General features: G+C 44.6%; 17 protein-coding genes, 1 other RNA gene and 2 pseudogenes. 15 read left to right on the top strand and 5 right to left on the bottom strand.

The window, feature by feature from the left end; all coding sequences use genetic code 11:
* Positions 1-309: 309 nt before the first annotated feature.
* Both sixA and C9I89_RS02275 read left to right on the top strand, forming a co-directional pair.
* Positions 310-783 (top strand): phosphohistidine phosphatase SixA, encoded by a 474-nt coding sequence (gene sixA, locus C9I89_RS02280; RefSeq protein ID WP_107281709.1) that lies wholly within the window; start codon positions 310-312, stop codon positions 781-783.
* Between the two features lie 96 nt (positions 784-879).
* Positions 880-1275, top strand: coding sequence for a hypothetical protein (locus tag C9I89_RS02275; protein ID WP_245905382.1), 396 nt, complete (start codon positions 880-882; stop codon positions 1273-1275).
* A 74-nt stretch (positions 1276-1349) separates the two neighbouring features.
* On the opposite strand, the gene smrB is transcribed toward C9I89_RS02275, so the two are convergent.
* Complete coding sequence (gene smrB, locus C9I89_RS02270; protein ID WP_107281708.1) at positions 1350-1880, bottom strand: endonuclease SmrB; 531 nt, start codon at positions 1878-1880, stop codon at positions 1350-1352.
* A 53-nt stretch (positions 1881-1933) separates the two neighbouring features.
* On the opposite strand from smrB, the gene prmB reads away from it, so the two are divergent.
* Positions 1934-2866: a 50S ribosomal protein L3 N(5)-glutamine methyltransferase gene (prmB, locus tag C9I89_RS02265; RefSeq protein ID WP_107281707.1), complete on the top strand. Its 933-nt coding sequence runs from the start codon at positions 1934-1936 to the stop codon at positions 2864-2866.
* A 74-nt stretch (positions 2867-2940) separates the two neighbouring features.
* On the opposite strand, the gene queC is transcribed toward prmB, so the two are convergent.
* Complete coding sequence (queC, locus tag C9I89_RS02260) at positions 2941-3639, bottom strand: 7-cyano-7-deazaguanine synthase QueC (RefSeq protein WP_107281706.1); 699 nt, start codon at positions 3637-3639, stop codon at positions 2941-2943.
* Positions 3640-3956: 317 nt separating this feature from the next.
* Between queC and C9I89_RS02255 the strand changes: the two genes are divergently transcribed.
* Positions 3957-4418: an Lrp/AsnC family transcriptional regulator gene (locus C9I89_RS02255; RefSeq protein ID WP_107281705.1), complete on the top strand. Its 462-nt coding sequence runs from the start codon at positions 3957-3959 to the stop codon at positions 4416-4418.
* 136 nt (positions 4419-4554) lie between these two features.
* On the opposite strand, the gene tesB is transcribed toward C9I89_RS02255, so the two are convergent.
* A complete protein-coding gene (gene tesB / locus C9I89_RS02250) occupies positions 4555-5418 on the bottom strand; it encodes an acyl-CoA thioesterase II (protein ID WP_107281704.1) in 864 nt (287 codons plus the stop codon).
* Positions 5419-5578: 160 nt separating this feature from the next.
* Between tesB and C9I89_RS02245 the strand changes: the two genes are divergently transcribed.
* On the top strand, positions 5579-5998 hold the full coding sequence (locus C9I89_RS02245; RefSeq protein WP_107281703.1) for a YbaY family lipoprotein: 420 nt from the start codon (positions 5579-5581) through the stop codon (positions 5996-5998).
* 4 nt (positions 5999-6002) lie between these two features.
* On the opposite strand, the gene C9I89_RS02240 is transcribed toward C9I89_RS02245, so the two are convergent.
* The gene (locus C9I89_RS02240) at positions 6003-6335 is read right to left on the bottom strand and encodes an MGMT family protein (protein WP_107281702.1); all 333 of its coding nucleotides are present in this window, start codon (positions 6333-6335) and stop codon (positions 6003-6005) included.
* A gap of 95 nt (positions 6336-6430) precedes the next feature.
* On the opposite strand from C9I89_RS02240, the gene C9I89_RS02235 reads away from it, so the two are divergent.
* The 3 genes from C9I89_RS02235 to C9I89_RS23020 all read left to right on the top strand — a co-directional run bounded on the left by C9I89_RS02235 (position 6431) and on the right by C9I89_RS23020 (position 7773).
* Positions 6431-7165, top strand: coding sequence for a VP0952 family biofilm-associated protein (locus tag C9I89_RS02235; protein WP_107281701.1), 735 nt, complete (start codon positions 6431-6433; stop codon positions 7163-7165).
* Positions 7166-7355: 190 nt separating this feature from the next.
* Positions 7356-7452: signal recognition particle sRNA small type (ffs, locus tag C9I89_RS02230), an RNA gene on the top strand.
* 177 nt (positions 7453-7629) lie between these two features.
* Entirely contained in the window at positions 7630-7773 is a 144-nt protein-coding gene (locus C9I89_RS23020; RefSeq protein ID WP_107281700.1) for a helix-turn-helix domain-containing protein, read from the top strand.
* 170 nt (positions 7774-7943) lie between these two features.
* On the opposite strand, the gene C9I89_RS02220 is transcribed toward C9I89_RS23020, so the two are convergent.
* Complete coding sequence (locus tag C9I89_RS02220) at positions 7944-8279, bottom strand: site-specific integrase (protein WP_107281699.1); 336 nt, start codon at positions 8277-8279, stop codon at positions 7944-7946.
* Between the two features lie 608 nt (positions 8280-8887).
* On the opposite strand from C9I89_RS02220, the gene C9I89_RS02215 reads away from it, so the two are divergent.
* The 7 genes and pseudogenes from C9I89_RS02215 to msrB form a co-directional block, all read left to right on the top strand.
* Positions 8888-9589: a hypothetical protein gene (locus C9I89_RS02215; RefSeq protein ID WP_107281698.1), complete on the top strand. Its 702-nt coding sequence runs from the start codon at positions 8888-8890 to the stop codon at positions 9587-9589.
* A gap of 17 nt (positions 9590-9606) precedes the next feature.
* Positions 9607-10509: a hypothetical protein gene (locus C9I89_RS02210; RefSeq protein WP_146155035.1), complete on the top strand. Its 903-nt coding sequence runs from the start codon at positions 9607-9609 to the stop codon at positions 10507-10509.
* A 201-nt stretch (positions 10510-10710) separates the two neighbouring features.
* Entirely contained in the window at positions 10711-11034 is a 324-nt protein-coding gene (gene tnpA, locus C9I89_RS02205; RefSeq protein ID WP_107281696.1) for an IS66 family insertion sequence element accessory protein TnpA, read from the top strand.
* The gene (gene tnpB, locus C9I89_RS02200) at positions 11031-11384 is read left to right on the top strand and encodes an IS66 family insertion sequence element accessory protein TnpB (protein ID WP_107281695.1); all 354 of its coding nucleotides are present in this window, start codon (positions 11031-11033) and stop codon (positions 11382-11384) included. Before tnpA ends, tnpB begins: the two co-directional genes overlap by 4 nt.
* A gap of 59 nt (positions 11385-11443) precedes the next feature.
* A pseudogene (tnpC, locus tag C9I89_RS02195) lies at positions 11444-12971 on the top strand (IS66 family transposase).
* A 509-nt stretch (positions 12972-13480) separates the two neighbouring features.
* The gene (locus C9I89_RS02190) at positions 13481-14371 is read left to right on the top strand and encodes a LysR family transcriptional regulator (RefSeq protein WP_170107598.1); all 891 of its coding nucleotides are present in this window, start codon (positions 13481-13483) and stop codon (positions 14369-14371) included.
* Between the two features lie 219 nt (positions 14372-14590).
* Positions 14591-14995 (top strand): annotated as a pseudogene (gene msrB, locus C9I89_RS02185) (peptide-methionine (R)-S-oxide reductase MsrB); the annotation flags it as partial.
* Between the last annotated feature and the right edge of the window lie 40 nt (positions 14996-15035).

Here is a 15035-nt window from a genome sequence, read left to right as displayed (position 1 = left end):
AGAGGGCAGGCTGGCAAATCCTGAAATTATATATCCCCCAACCATCTCGTTATACGGGATTCTGACTTTTGAACTGACTTGAGTATAAAATGACCATATATTCACCGCGCTTAACGTGAATGAGGGAGAGACGCTTGAGACACGGCGATCATTTCTGTTGAAATTGAGATATCAACCACATGCATACAATGTTATTCGTTTTTATTAATACGAGGTCACGGAATAGGAAGAGAAATGTCAGAATCAGTATTCAGCCATGAAAGGAGTTGTTAGCATACCGGCAGAAAGATTGATTTTTGGATAAGATATATGCGAATTTTTATCATGCGTCATGGTGAAGCACAGAATTTTGCTCCTAGCGATGCTGAACGTCCGTTAACGATGCGTGGCGAACTGGAATCGAAGCAGATGGCGAACCAGCTGGCGTCTCATCTGGGAGAGAGGCTGGATATCGTATGGGTCAGCCCGTATTTACGTGCTCAGCAAACCTGGCAAGCAATGGCCGATCTTTTACCCGCGGCCAAGGCGGTAGTGAACATTGATGAAATCACGCCATATGGCGAAGCGCAAGAAGTCGCCGCCTACCTTAAAGCGACTATTGCTGTTGAACGGCCAGAAACCTTATTGTTGGTTTCACATTTACCTCTGGTTGGTTACCTGACGGCAGAAGTGGTGTCTGGCATGTCACCGCCAATGTTCCAGACATCGGCTATGGCAGCAATTGAATATAATCCCGATACAGAGACCTCAGAATTTTTATGGCAAGACATCCCTGCGGGATAACGGGCTATTGAGCAAATTCAGCTATTCATTCCATTAATGGGTATTCTTATGCGGATTATCCAACCTGACACGGTTTATTCACTTGTCGAGTTTGTTATGATTCACGCATCAAAGACAGAAGAAAGCGTTGCAATGAAAGGTAAATTATTCGTTATTATCTGCTCAGCCTTATTAGCAGGTTGTGTGATAGGACCAAAAACAGTCAGTATCAATGCTAATGGTGCTATTAAATGGGCAAATGGTGTCAGTGAAGAAATGCATATTTCGACATCGGGCAGTACATTAACATTTTCCGCGCCTTCCAATATCTTAAGCCCAGGCGGGATCACTATTTTCTCGCGTATCGACAGTGCCCGTAATGGCTCTTGTGAGCATTATTACAGCGAGGGTGCGTTGAAGACCCGGATGCAGATTTGTGACAGCGGTGAAGTTACCCTGATTCAGGATGGTCGGGTGCTTAATGTTGGCGCGCTTGCTAAATATGTTTATTAGTGACGGGAAGCGAGAGACGAGTTCCGAGAGCATTTATCCTCGGTTCTAGCGACTCGCTTCTCGCATCTCAACGTCTATCTCTCCGGAATTTCAATCAATACCAGCAGGGCACCGTTACCACCAAATTCTAGTGGTGCCTGGTGAAAGGCCATTACGTCAGGGTGCTGTGCCAGCCACAGGGGCGCTTTCTGTTTCAGAATGTGCTTGCCAATGCCATGCATGACGCAGGCACAAGAAATGTTTTCCTTAATACAGGCTGCAATTAAAGCCGCAAGTTCGCGCTTGGCTTCTTGCTGAGTCATTCCGTGCATATCCAGGAACATATCTGGAACATACACCCCCCGACGCAGGTTTTTCACTTCGTACTTAGAGACTCCGGTACGGGCATACTGGGTCGGCCCGTGCTCATTAAGGTGCGGTTCAAACTCATCAGAAAAATAAAACTCATGGTTTTGCGTCTCTTTGGCCAAGACTTGCGCCTTATCAACTTTTGTTCCCTGTCGACGTGGTGTGATTATGGTATCATGCGTGAACTTTTTTACGCCTTTTACCGCATCTTGGAAGAGTTCAAAATCATCTTCTAAGTCTGGTTTTTTTTTACTCATAATGAAATTCCAACAACTATATAGCGGTATTGTAGCGTTATTCGGAGGCTATTTTGGATAAGATTTTTGTCGACGAGGCCGTCAACGAACTTCATACTTTGCAGGACATGCTACGTTGGACGGTCAGCCGTTTCAATGCTGCAGGTCTTTTTTATGGTCATGGCACTGATAATGCGTGGGACGAGGCAGTACAACTGGTGTTGCCAACCTTGTATTTACCGATAGATATTCCATCGGAAGTACGTTTCTCGCGTCTCACAGGCAGCGAACGCTTGCGTGTGGTGGAGCGTGTAATCCGGCGCATTAACGATCATACACCTGTTGCCTATATGACCAATAAAGCTTGGTTCTGTGGCCTGGAATTTTTCGTCGACGAGCGTGTTTTGGTGCCTCGTTCACCGATTGGCGAACTGATTGAAAATCACTTTGAACCATTCCTGAAGCAAGAACCAACGCGTATTATGGACTTGTGTACCGGCAGTGGTTGTATCGGCATTGCCTGTGCGTATGAATTTCCTGATGCGGAAGTGGATCTGGTTGATATTTCGACGGATGCACTTGATGTTGCTGAGCAGAACATTCAAGACCACGGTCTAGAGCAGCAGGTAACCCCGCTGCGATCGGATTTGTTACGTGATGTACCAAAAGATAAATACGATCTGATCGTGACGAATCCGCCGTACGTAGATCAGGAAGATATGGAAAGCTTGCCTGAAGAGTTCCGCCACGAGCCTGAACTGGGCCTGGCAGCGGGTACTGATGGCCTGAAACTGATGCGTCGTATTGTTGCTAACGCTCCCGATTATCTGAAAGATGATGGTGTGCTTATCTGTGAAGTGGGTAATTCCATGGTCCACATGGAAGAGCAATATCCGCATCTTCCGCTTACCTGGATTGAATTTGAAAATGGCGGCCACGGGGTATTTATGATGACCCGTGAACAACTGCTTGAATGTCAGGACGAGTTTTCGCTCTACCGCGATTAATCGAAGAATGACGGACAATAAAAAACCGGAGTAATCACTCCGGTTTTTTTATCTTTTAAATTAGGGCATTTATATCAGGCGTCGCCTTTTTCCTGCTTGGCTTTGAGCTCGGCCATGACCGTTTCTTTATGGTTAAGGTAATCTTCCAGGCCAGCACGGCGCAGATCGCAAGAAGGACAGTCACCGCAACCATCACCAATCACACCGTTGTAGCAGGTCAGGGTTTTCTCTCGTACAAAGTCGAGCTTACCGTACTGATCCGCCAGCGCCCAGGTTTCTGCTTTATTAAGCCACATCAGAGGGGTGTCGATATTTAATTGACGATCCATCCCCAATACCAGCGACTGGTTCAATGATTTTACAAACTCGTCACGGCAATCCGGATAACCGGAAAAATCAGTTTCACAGACACCGGTGATCACCGCTTCAGCGCCGATCTGGTATGCATAGATCCCAGCTAGGGTGAGAAAGAGGATATTTCGGCCAGGAACAAACGAATTTGGCAAGCCATTGGCTTGCAGTTCGTGTGATACCTCAATGTTGTCGCGAGTCAGCGAACTGATTGCCAGCTCATTTAGCAGGCCGACATCCATCACTTTATGGGCGGTAATACCGAGTTCTTTGGTGATTGACTGCGCAACTTCAATTTCCAGCTTATGGCGCTGACCATAGTCAAAAGTAATGCAGTGTACTTCATCGTAGTTGGCGATTGCTTGAATAAGGCAGGTAGTGGAATCCTGACCGCCACTGAATACTACTACGGCTTTACGCATGGGAGATGTGTCCTGTGTTATGTAGCCTTACCGAAAAACAGTCGGTACCGACTATCTGATTTATATAAATAAGATAATACCAACCAGAGCGTGATCTGCTGGCAGTTGCAATGCTACCGCAGAGCGACATAAGAGAAAAGACTCAGTGCCGGATGAGGAGGATTTTGTCAATCAGATCATGAATGAAGGTCTACCCCATAAACGATCATATTGTCAGTATGGTCACTGCAACTAAAGGAAAAAACGTTGCTTTATTTACTGTTACGAGCTTAGTATGGGGAATATTTTTCTCCATAATTTTGATTTAAGGAAATCGAATGAGTGGCTTGGATAACATAGACAGAACGTTACTTCGATTATTACAGCAAGATGGCACCACGGCTTTAGCGGAGCTGGCCGATGCCGTTAACCTGACCACCACGCCGTGCTGGAAGCGCTTGAAGCGGTTAGAAGAAAACGGGGTATTACGTCAGCGAGTTGCGCTGCTTGATCCGGTTAAGCTGGGATTATCTTTTACAGCATTTGTCCAGGTAAAAACCAGTAATCACTCAAAAGAGTGGTACCACTGCTTTGTCGAAACGGTGTCGGAGTTTCCGGAAGTGATGGAATTCTATCGCATGGCAGGGGAATACGATTACATGATGAAAGTACAGGTAGCCGATATGGCGGCGTTTGATCTGTTCTATAAGAAGCTGGTTAACAGTGTAGAAGGCCTGACCAATGTGACCTCTACCTTTGCCATGGAACCGCTAAAATATACCACTGCGCTACCGGTTTAATTCACGGTATAAAGTGGTATTTATAAAACCAACTATCGGCAAGCTAATGATTAATAATTTTTTTTAATATTCTGCTATTTTTCCGTACCATGGGTGCGACAGGGGCCGGGTTAAACAGCCCCTGCGGCTGCCACCGTTATGGTTGGCGCTGGCGCATTAGGCCTTCCTGAATAGCGGAAGCGACCAGTTCGCCTTTCTGGTTATATATCTCGCCACGCACTAAGCCACGGGCACCACTGGCTGACGGGCTGTCGATGGCATACAGCAGCCATTCATCGAGGCGGAACGGGCGGTGGAACCACATTGAATGGTCGATCGTGGCAACTTGCATCTTAGGCGTCAGCAAGGTGACGCCGTGTGGTTGTAGTGCTGTTACCAGAAACCCCCAATCAGATGCATAGGCTAACAGATATTGGTGGATCCGCGGATCATCTGGCATTTCGCCGTTGGCTTTGATCCAGAGATACTGCTTTGGCTCTGCGGCTTGTGGTTTCAGCGGATTAATGACCGTGACAGGACGAACTTCAATCGGGCGATCGCGGCCGAACGTATCTACGGCTTGTTGGGGCAGGTGGTGCGCGATTGACTGAACCAGCTCTTTTTCAGAAGCGAGCCCGTCAGGTCCGGCGACATCTGGCATGGTTGATTGGTGATTAAATCCTTCTTCTACTGCCTGATAAGATGCGGTGAGATAAAAAATGGGACGTCCGTTCTGAATTGCTTTCACACGGCGGGTACTGAAGCTTCTGCCGTCACGCAGTTTTTCGACATCATAGATGATTGGCTTTTCAGGATCGCCGGGTAATAAGAAATAGCTATGGAAAGAGTGAACATGGCGTTGACTGTCGACCGTTTCTTTTGCGGCAGATAGTGATTGACCGATAACCTGACCACCATACACCTGAGGTAAGCCTAAATGTTCACTCTGGCCCCGGAACAACCCTTGCTCCAGAGGCTCTAAATGTAACAGATTGAGAAGTTCATTCAGTTCTTTGCTCATTGTGGCTCCAATTACCATGCTATTATTGACCCCTTCTGAGTGATCACTCAATTACTCGGTCGGGATAGTGTTATTACGAAACTACAGCACAAAATCAAGTGCTATTTAATAGTAATCATACTTTTATTAAATTGTGTTTTGGTTTTAATCAGGGATCATCATGAAACAAATTATTGCGCTAATGTTTGCATTAGTATTTGCCCTTGTTATTACGGCTTGTACTAACCTGGTTCAGACCGACACTGATATGAGCAATGTTGAAGGTTCACTGTCCTATGCTGAGCTGATTTCTTTACCAGACAATGCACGCATTACCGTGGCTTTAGCTGATGTGTCTAAAATGGACGCAGCTGCAGAGGTGATCAGTAGCCAGTCATTCATTGCTGACGGTAAACAAGTGCCTTTTTACTTCCAGTTGGACTATAAGCTGGATGAAGTTAAGCAAAATCATACCTATGCAGTAAGCGCACGTATCGAAGTCAATGGTAAGCTGATGTTTATCACCGATACTGCCAACCATGTGATCACCGATCCCGCAGCAACAAACAAGCTAAATTTAATCTTAGTTAAAGTAAAGTAAACACTCAGTTCTTTACTCTTTCGTTTGAGACCGGCACGCCATTCCAGCGGTATTTTTGCAGTGATATCTTGCCTGTCTCTGACACCTCCACCCCTTCAGCCAACAGTCTCACTCTCTGACGGGTCAAATCGTTGCCTGTCATCGAGATCATCCCTTTCGCATTAATCACGCGATGCCAGGGTAAAGTTGAACCTTCTGGCAGGTTAGCCATTAAGCGCCCGACCTGACGTGCATAACCAGGAAAACCGGAAAATTTAGCAATATCCCCGTAAGTTGTGACTTTGCCGAAAGGAATTTGGTGAATTTGGGTGTAGATTTGACTTGGAAAGTCGTCCATATTTAAACCTGAAGCAAAAATAAGATATATACCGATAGTTGCTGGCTTCTATTCGTTCTCCTTCGCACTATCGGATAACGCAAGGAGGTGCTGCCATGTTGTATGCCGCGTTACTCGTTTTGGTCAGTATTGCGCTGACTGCACTAGGTGTTAGTGCATTAGGCCATAGCCAGGGAGATCTGCCCGCACTGGCCCTTGCTATACCCGCGCTATGGTTATTGCCGCAAGGTGGTGTTGCGGCCTGGCTGTTACTGATAGCACTTGCTTCTTTTGGTATTGTACTGCCTGAACAACCACTCGCGCTTTCCATCAGCATCTTTATGATGTTACCTATTTTTTCAGTAACTTTCTCGCCCAAAAGCAATTGGCAGCTGGGGGCGCTATTAATCTCGGTTGTGCTCGCGATGGATGTCGGGCTGATGGCACTTCAGAGCGAAGGCAAGCTTGCTGGCAGCGTGTTCGCGACGGTAGTTCAGATTGTTGCTGTTTCCGCGATTTGGTACACAGCCAGAAACTGGCGTTATGTAGACGGTAATACCTGGTGGCCATTGTTTCTGGTGATCCCGTTGTGGGTCGGAGGCATGGAGCATGCCGCGCTGGTGGCGTTATGTATTACTGGCCTGATAGCAGCCTTGCAAGGTATGAAGAAAGTGAAGCTTGGTGATTGGATCCCACGCTTAGTCTGGATTTTACCGGCGGTCGGTTTTGCAACGCTAGTTGTCACACCGCAATTTGAAGTCCCGAATCCGGTGTTAGTGGCCTGGTTGTTGATTTTGGGTGCGGCATTGCTTGGAGAGTTCCTGCTCGAAGAGCCTGAAGAAGAGCTGTAAACCGTTAGTGAACCGCGACAGAAAGCGTTAAATCTTACTAAGAAACATCCTATCAAACAGATTAGCAGCCAGTTTGGGTAATAAATCAGCAGTTGACATGGTTCAGGGCGTTATCACCTTGCATTGTGTTCTGCCTTGTTGGATAATCTGTTCCGTTCTCGAACAGAGACAAAGAATCTATGGAGGCCCCCATTGGTCCTCCCGCAACACTAACCTGTGAACTCGGCCAGGCCCGGAAGGGAGCAACCGCAGCGGGTGACGTGTGTGCCGGGATGTGGCTGGTGGGGGCTTCCACCCATCTGAAATATACTTATTTTTCAATAAGCTATCTGGTCCAACCTCTTTCCTGTAACACATTATAGATCACAAAACAGATCACACTAACTTTTACCTATCACCTCCAATCAAAAGTGTAATTCAAATTCCTATACTCTGCTCAAATAGGCAACCAGTTTTGCATTGATATGCTCACCAAGCGAACTACTGACCGTGAAGCAGTATTAGCCGATCTTGTTTCTGGTATGCCAAAGAGCAAGATAGTAGACAAACATAGTATAAGCCGCCAGCAGGTTTATAAGATACTGAAAGCTAGCGAACAAGGCTGCTAATTGTATCTTTCATATGATTAGTGAGTGAGGTGGGTGAAGAGAAGCAAAGCAAGTGTCCTCTGCAGAAGAAACTTGTGGGGATCTATGAAGTCAAAAACTATCTAAGTAAGTAAGTAAGTAAGTAAGTAAGTAAGTAAGATAGTCTTCTCTCTTGCTAGAGCTTCATAATCTCATGTAGAGCTCCCCTCGGCTAGGACAAGATCATCAGTATACAATTGGCATAACTCTTCGTTCCTGGCTCCTGTATAGTAGCCGAGCAATGGCAGCCAATAGTGATAGGCTCGATAGTATTTCTTTTTGGTATAGATATCGGTCTGAAACAATATCGAAAGTTCTTCTTGGGTGAATGGCCGGACGGCTTCTTTGTCAGAGCGATCCTTCTTCACCTTAACTTTTGCGAGTGGGTTTTTCTGCAAGTAACCATTTTCAACCAGCCAATTGCTGAATGTATTTAACTTTCTGATATGGTTAGTGACTGTTGTCAGGCTAATAGTTCGATATTCCATCTTGGCAATTTGGGATAAGGTCTTACCTTGAAATCGTTTAGTATCGTGCTTTTTGTAGGGGTTTTTAATGAGGCCGTCCCTGTAATACAGCGACTGGTTTAAGTCGAACTTATCGTTCGTACATCACCCACAATTTCAAGAAAAACCCTGAGTGCGTTCTGCTAGAGCTAGAACTCATTCATACTTTATCAATGACAAAATACCTTATTTTTTCTCATGCAACCAAAATACAAACTGCTATGGATAGGTTCAAGAAAAGGGCTGTTAGTCATTTGTTGTCTTACATCTTTGCCGAGTGTGCATATAGCATTATCTAAATACTGAGAATTTATGCACGATATGTGAGTTCTATGGGTTTTCCTTATCATTGTTGTTGCATATTTGCAGGGTATACAGTAACTTGCGCCAAAAATTTGCATGAATAACAGGCTAATTTCGGAAAGATAACAAAAAAGCTCACTTTGCTCATGATATTATCTGTGCGAAATGGTTATCTCTCTGAAAAAATTGAAAATTAGCGCTGGTTTTTCACTGGTTTGAAGTAATAAGCGCTCATGTGCATTATATAAGGCTAATCGCGCTTAAAAAACAATACATTAGGAGATAAAATGAGAGATTTAGGGTATAAATTTAAACACCTTGCTATTGCTGGCTTAGCTCTACTATTGACAGCATGTAGTAGCACACCTCAACCAACCGTTACATTAAACACTAACTTGTTTTCCAAGGATGATTTGAAAATTGGTGTTGTTTATACTTCTCCTGAGGAAAAAGCAACGACCCATATATTTGGAGCAGATTGTTTGCTTTGCTATGGTGTAGCATCTGCATTAACAAGTGAACTGGATACTCATCTAGAAACTACGATTACAACTGATGAACTAACTAAGATGAGAGACTTGGTGCTATCCGAATACTCTGAGCGTTCAAAAAATGTAGAGTTGATAGAGTTACCAACTTCGATAAACGAGTTAAATGACTTTAATGGAGAACTGGGTTTTGCTAAAAAAGATTTCAGAGTATTAAAAGAAAACTTTGACATTGATTTATTAGTGGTTTTACAGATATCTCGTCATGGAGCGTATCGTAGTTTCAGTAATTATATACCTAATGGAGATCCACAAGGTCACGTCGCTGGACTACTGTATTCAGTTGACCTAAACACCAATGCATACGTTCAATATATGGTAATCAATGAAATAATTCAGCCATCTGGTGAGTGGGATGAGCCAACTAGCTTTCCAAGTGTGACGACATCTTATTACCAAGCAATTGAAAATGGCAAGAAAAAAATCAAAAGCGCCATTTAATTCATGTTAGTTATTGAATGAAAAATATGCGATTTTTATTAATAATTTTCACTATAACTTTGATAGGGTGTGGCAGCACACCCTACCGAGATGATTACGCTAAACATGTAAATCTAATAGCAGGCAACCATATTGATAAAGCGAACTTTAAGTTTAGTTTTGCGAAAAACACAAACGTCGATTTGCGCGGGCTATATTTACAAAACAACACCGCTGACGCCTCGCCAATGATGTATCAAGGTGGAGCTGGATTAATCGGTTTGCTAGTTCAGATTGGTACACACTCTTCCTTGGTGGAATCTGAAAGGAATGAAAAGCTAACTAAGGAGCAAGAACAAGCTAACAAAAAAATCTTACCTCTAATAAGCATGTCAAAAGAGATATCTCTAATTGACCTCATAGGGGATTATAGCTTCCAGCTGGTAAGTCAGGAAAATGCAGACCCTGACACTATAAATATCAAGCCTATTTTCTTTAGTAATAGTGGCATGACGAAGCTTTCACTAAAATCGATTGTTTGGTTACCATTACAAGAAAAAAGCAATAGTCGGAAACAAAAGTTAAAGTATAAAAACCTGATTCAGGTATACAGTCCTAAGTTAACTGACTCTCAAAGTCAAAAACTCATCGAGGGAGACAGTGAGTATTTATCTGAAGTATTATCATCTTTACTAAAAACTGCACTGTATATCACTAGAAATGAACTAACAGGTCAGTATTATAAAATTAAAAATCCGTCTCATACTTTTGTAATTGAGGATGATTCTAGTATAAAAGTCATTCGAGGTACAGTTGTTGAGGAAAAATGTGAATACCAAATAATCCAAGATGTTCATTCTTGGCTGATCGCCTATCCTAAACCTGAGGCTACTTCTAGTACAGATTACGATTTTACAACTGAATGTTATTCAACTTTTTAATCTGGGGTGTAAGTAGTTGTACTTTTGCATGTGGTTAATTGCTGTACATATAAGTTCAATATGTGATCATTACTGCTGGCCATTATAGTCAGCAGTAATGTCCTAGTTTTGAAAAGTTGTAAGCGAGCCATAAACCCCGCATTCAATTAACTGAAATCACATCTTATGATCTTGTCTTTAATGATTTACGGAGGCGAGATCATGGCACCACGCTGTAGCGACCAGGAATGGAAAACCTTATTTCATCAGTGTGAGGAAAGTTCTCTCACAATTAAAGAGTTTTGCCGTCAAAATAACCTTACCACCTCAGCTTTTTACGCTAAACGACAGAAATTAAAAGTATTCAATGAGCAGCGAGGTAGCGGCTTTGTGCGTGCGCAGATCACCGAGCGCACAATGCAATATCATGCTGCACAAGCTCCCGTAGCAAATATGGCGCTAAGTATTGGTGACATGGAATTAAGCATCCCTCAAGGAACCCCTGCCATTTATCTGGCTGAACTTATTGAGGCACTGCGATCATGAATGGGCTCATCAATCCTCCTGCGATATATCTATATCGCGCATTTGTTGATTTTCGTAAATCGATTAACGGCCTGGCTGCGCTGGTTGAAAGTGATACCGATTTGCCTCTTAATACTGGTGCGTTGTTCCTGTTTACCAACAAACAACGTGACAAAATCAAAATACTTTACTGGGATAAAACAGGCTTCGCTCTTTGGTACAAACGACTTGAAAAGAACAAGTTCAAGTGGCCGTCAAAAGAGAAAAATCAGGTGTTTACCTTAAGCAAAATGGAGCTTGAACAGTTACTTGCAGGCTTCACGATTATCGGCCATGAACCCATTGAAATACACGATTTTACAATGAGTTAAACGCTATAAAAGACAGGTGTGCCGGGTGTTGTTATACCGCTTTTAGTATAATAAACACCATGAAAACGATGCCTGATATTAATCCTCAAAGCCAAGATGTCACTGCGCTTCAAGCGATGGTGCAGTCTCTTATGGATAAATGTGAACGGTTAGAAACAGAAAAGATATCTCTTGTTGAGCAGTTTAAACTGGCCTTGGATCGCCAGTTCGCTAAACGTGCTGAATCCCTTAAGCCTTATGATGAAGCACAAGGTGACTTGTTCAATGAAGTGGAGCAAGAAGCAACTGCACCAGTGCAGACAGAAGTGGTCACCACTTCAGGCAAGAAAGTTCGTGGTAAGCGCAAGCCTCTTCCTAAAGATCTCCCTCGTGAACGCATCGTTCTTGATCTAACCGAGGAAGAGAAAGTCTGCTCGTGCTGCCAAGGAGAGTTACACAAAATCGGTGAGGATGTCAGTGAAAAGCTTGAGTTCATCCCCGCTGTATTAAAAGTACTGGAATACGTTCGTCCGAAATATGGCTGTCGGCAATGCGAACAAAATGCGCAAAGCGTTGCTATCAAACAACAGCCAGCACCTACAGCTCTTATCCCGAAAAGCTATGCCACAGAAACCTTGCTTGCCAATATTATCCTCGGTAAATACCAATATGCCTTGCCGCTTTATCGTCAGGAAATGCTGTTTTCACTGGCGGGCATCGATCTACCAAGAACCACAATGGCGCGTTGGGTTATGCAGGTCAGTGAGTGCTTTACTCCGCTGTACCAACGGTTAAAAGAGACATTACTGAGTCAAGAAGTAGTGCAGGCAGATGAAACACCACTCAATGTTCTAAAGGAAAATAAGCAATGTTATATGTGGGTTTACTGCTCGGGGGCTGACTCACCCAAGGCATCGCTTGGAGGTGTGAAAAACATCGTGTTGTTCGACTACCAAAACAGTCGGGCACAGGCTTGCCCAACGGCTTTCCTCGGAACGTATAACGGCTATCTGCAAACGGATGGCTATAAAGCTTATGACGGTCTAGCTTACGTTGAGCATCTAGGGTGCATGGCACACGCTCGTCGTAAGTTCATGGATGCCAAGAAGCTTCAAGGGAAAGGGAAAACAGGTAAAGCGGATGTTGTGCTGGCCAAGATCCAGAAGCTTTACGCATTGGAGTCGAGGATAAAAGGCTTCACTGCTGCTCAGCGGTTAGTTGAACGACAAGAACACGCCATCCCGATGCTGAATGACTTGTTCCAATGGCTTAGCAAACAAAAAATAGTCTCGTCGAGCCAGCTAGGAAAGGCGATAAAATACACGGTGGGTCAGTGGCCTAAACTGATACGTTATGTTGAGGATGGGCATTTATCTATCGATAACAATCGAGCTGAACGTGCAATCAAACCGCTGGTTATCGGCCGAAAGAACTCTGTTCTCTGATACACCTAAAGGAGCGAATGCCAGCGCAATGCTCTATAGCATCATCGAAACCGCAAAGGCAAATGACCTCATCGTGTATGACTATCTGGTAAAGTGCATGAAAGAGCTAGCCAAGCCAGAACCAGATGTCGCCTCACTTCTACCATGGAACTTCACACACTAAAACGCCCCGTGGGATCATGGGGCGCATACATTAGACATCCCATACTTGCCGAGTAAACATGCGCTTACTGTGTACGAATATTATCCTAAAACAGAACGATATTTATCGATTTTGATTTGACATAGTAAGTACTCCAGACTCACCTATTAGCTATACATATTACGCTAGAATCGTGAAACGGTAGGTTGAAGACATTGGTTTGAGTAGTTAACAATGCAGCCCCCATTATCTAAGGTGTGCAAGAGCCTCAATTATCTATCCAGACAAATAAATGTGAGGAATACAATTGCTACTAGGACACACTATACTTCAGAGCATCGTTAAATATCTGGAAGTTGGGCTTAAAGATACAGTTAAACTGTTCTAAACAGAATGGAAGTTTCTGATCTCACGGGCGCAACTTGTTCTTGTTGCAACGCTGACGGCATTTTGTACAGATAAGGTAGCCACTCTTTTAGAAACGAGCCCTCGTGAATATCGGCAGCTATTAGCCAATGATCGGAGTAATCATGGATTTCAATCAGGTACGCTACTTCCTGGCACTCGCAGATACACTGAATTTTACCCGTGCAGCCGAGCAATGCTATGTCTCTCAGCCAGCACTGACCCAGGCGATCAAGCGCTTGGAGGTGGAGCTAGGCGGTGAGCTCTTTCTTCGCGACGGCCGGTATACCGAAATCACTGAACTGGGTAAGTCGTTACGAGGATATTTCGAACAAATCGACCGCACCCGACACCTGGTGCGGACCACCGCGAAAGCGGTAACTTCAGGTGAAATCGCTGAGCTGAACATTGGGGTTATGTGCACGATCGGTCCATGGTTGATCACCGCGATGCTAGACACGTTTCAGATACAGCACCCGATGGTTTCGATCGTGTTACACGATGTAACCCCAGAGTCTATTCCGAGCCTATTGCTCTCCGGAGCGCTCGACGGTGCATTTTGCGCACATCATAACTCGCCCCACTCACAGTTGCGTTACGTCGAATTATTTGAGGAGGCAATGGTTGTCGCATTTCCTTTAGGCCATGCATTTGCAAAGATGGATGCAGTTCCCCTTAGGGCGATTGCAAAGCAACGCTATGTTGACAGGCTGCACTGTGAATTCAGGCAAGAGATGATTGAATTTTATGACAGACACGATCTCCAACAGGATGTTGCATTCCGAAGTCAGCGTGAAGATTGGATTCAAAGCATGGTCCGAGACGGTATGGGGGTCAGCGTGATTCCGCGATTTTCACTCTTGCATACAGAAATCGACCATCGACCGATTATTGACCCGCCGCTGTCTCGCAGAGTAGAGTTCGCCGTCGTCAACCAAACCGAAATCCCGCCCGCACTGGATGAATTGATTGAGCATGCAACCAAGTACGATTGGTCAGTATCAAAGCTGTCCTAGACAAGCGTTGTTTGCTCCTCCTTGAGCTTCAAGCCGTACTATAAGCATCACTTATCGACATTTAACAAATCGATATTGGTCGATAACTGCGTTGGCAACTACTCTCTTTTTACACACCTATCGTGCGCTACCATCTGTGGAGCCAGCACCGATTATTTCGAGGAGAGGGCTATGTCTGACACCAAGCGGAGCGATAAATCTAGTCAACTATCGAATCCCACACCGATTCAGTTCGAGGTAACTCAGAACTCCGGAACCGAGAGGCCATTCGACAACGAATTCTGGGATCACAAAGACGCAGGGATCTACGTAGACATCGTAAGCGGCGAGCCGCTGTTTGCCTCTGTACACAAGTACGACTCCGGCAGTGGCTGGCCCAGCTTTTTCCAGGCACTGGCTGCCGAGCGCATCATCGAAATCAGCGATCGAAGTCACGGAATGATCCGCACCGAGGTTCGTTCTCGTGATGCTAATTCGCACCTCGGTCATCTATTTCCAGACGGCCCAGTTCCAACCAATTTACGCTACTGTATAAATTCTGCCGCGCTCCGATTTGTTCCGCGTACTGAGCTTAAGGCGCAAGGCTATGGTGAATATTTGTATCTTTTCGATTCCGATGAATAGTGAGTAGGCATCACACTACTTCACTTTTTCTGTGTCGATA

Source organism: Photobacterium lipolyticum, assembly GCF_003026475.1.
Lineage (GTDB): Bacteria > Pseudomonadota > Gammaproteobacteria > Enterobacterales > Vibrionaceae > Photobacterium > Photobacterium lipolyticum.
The sequence above is the reverse complement of the archived record's forward strand: the minus strand, read 5'-3'. Positions and strand labels throughout refer to the sequence as shown.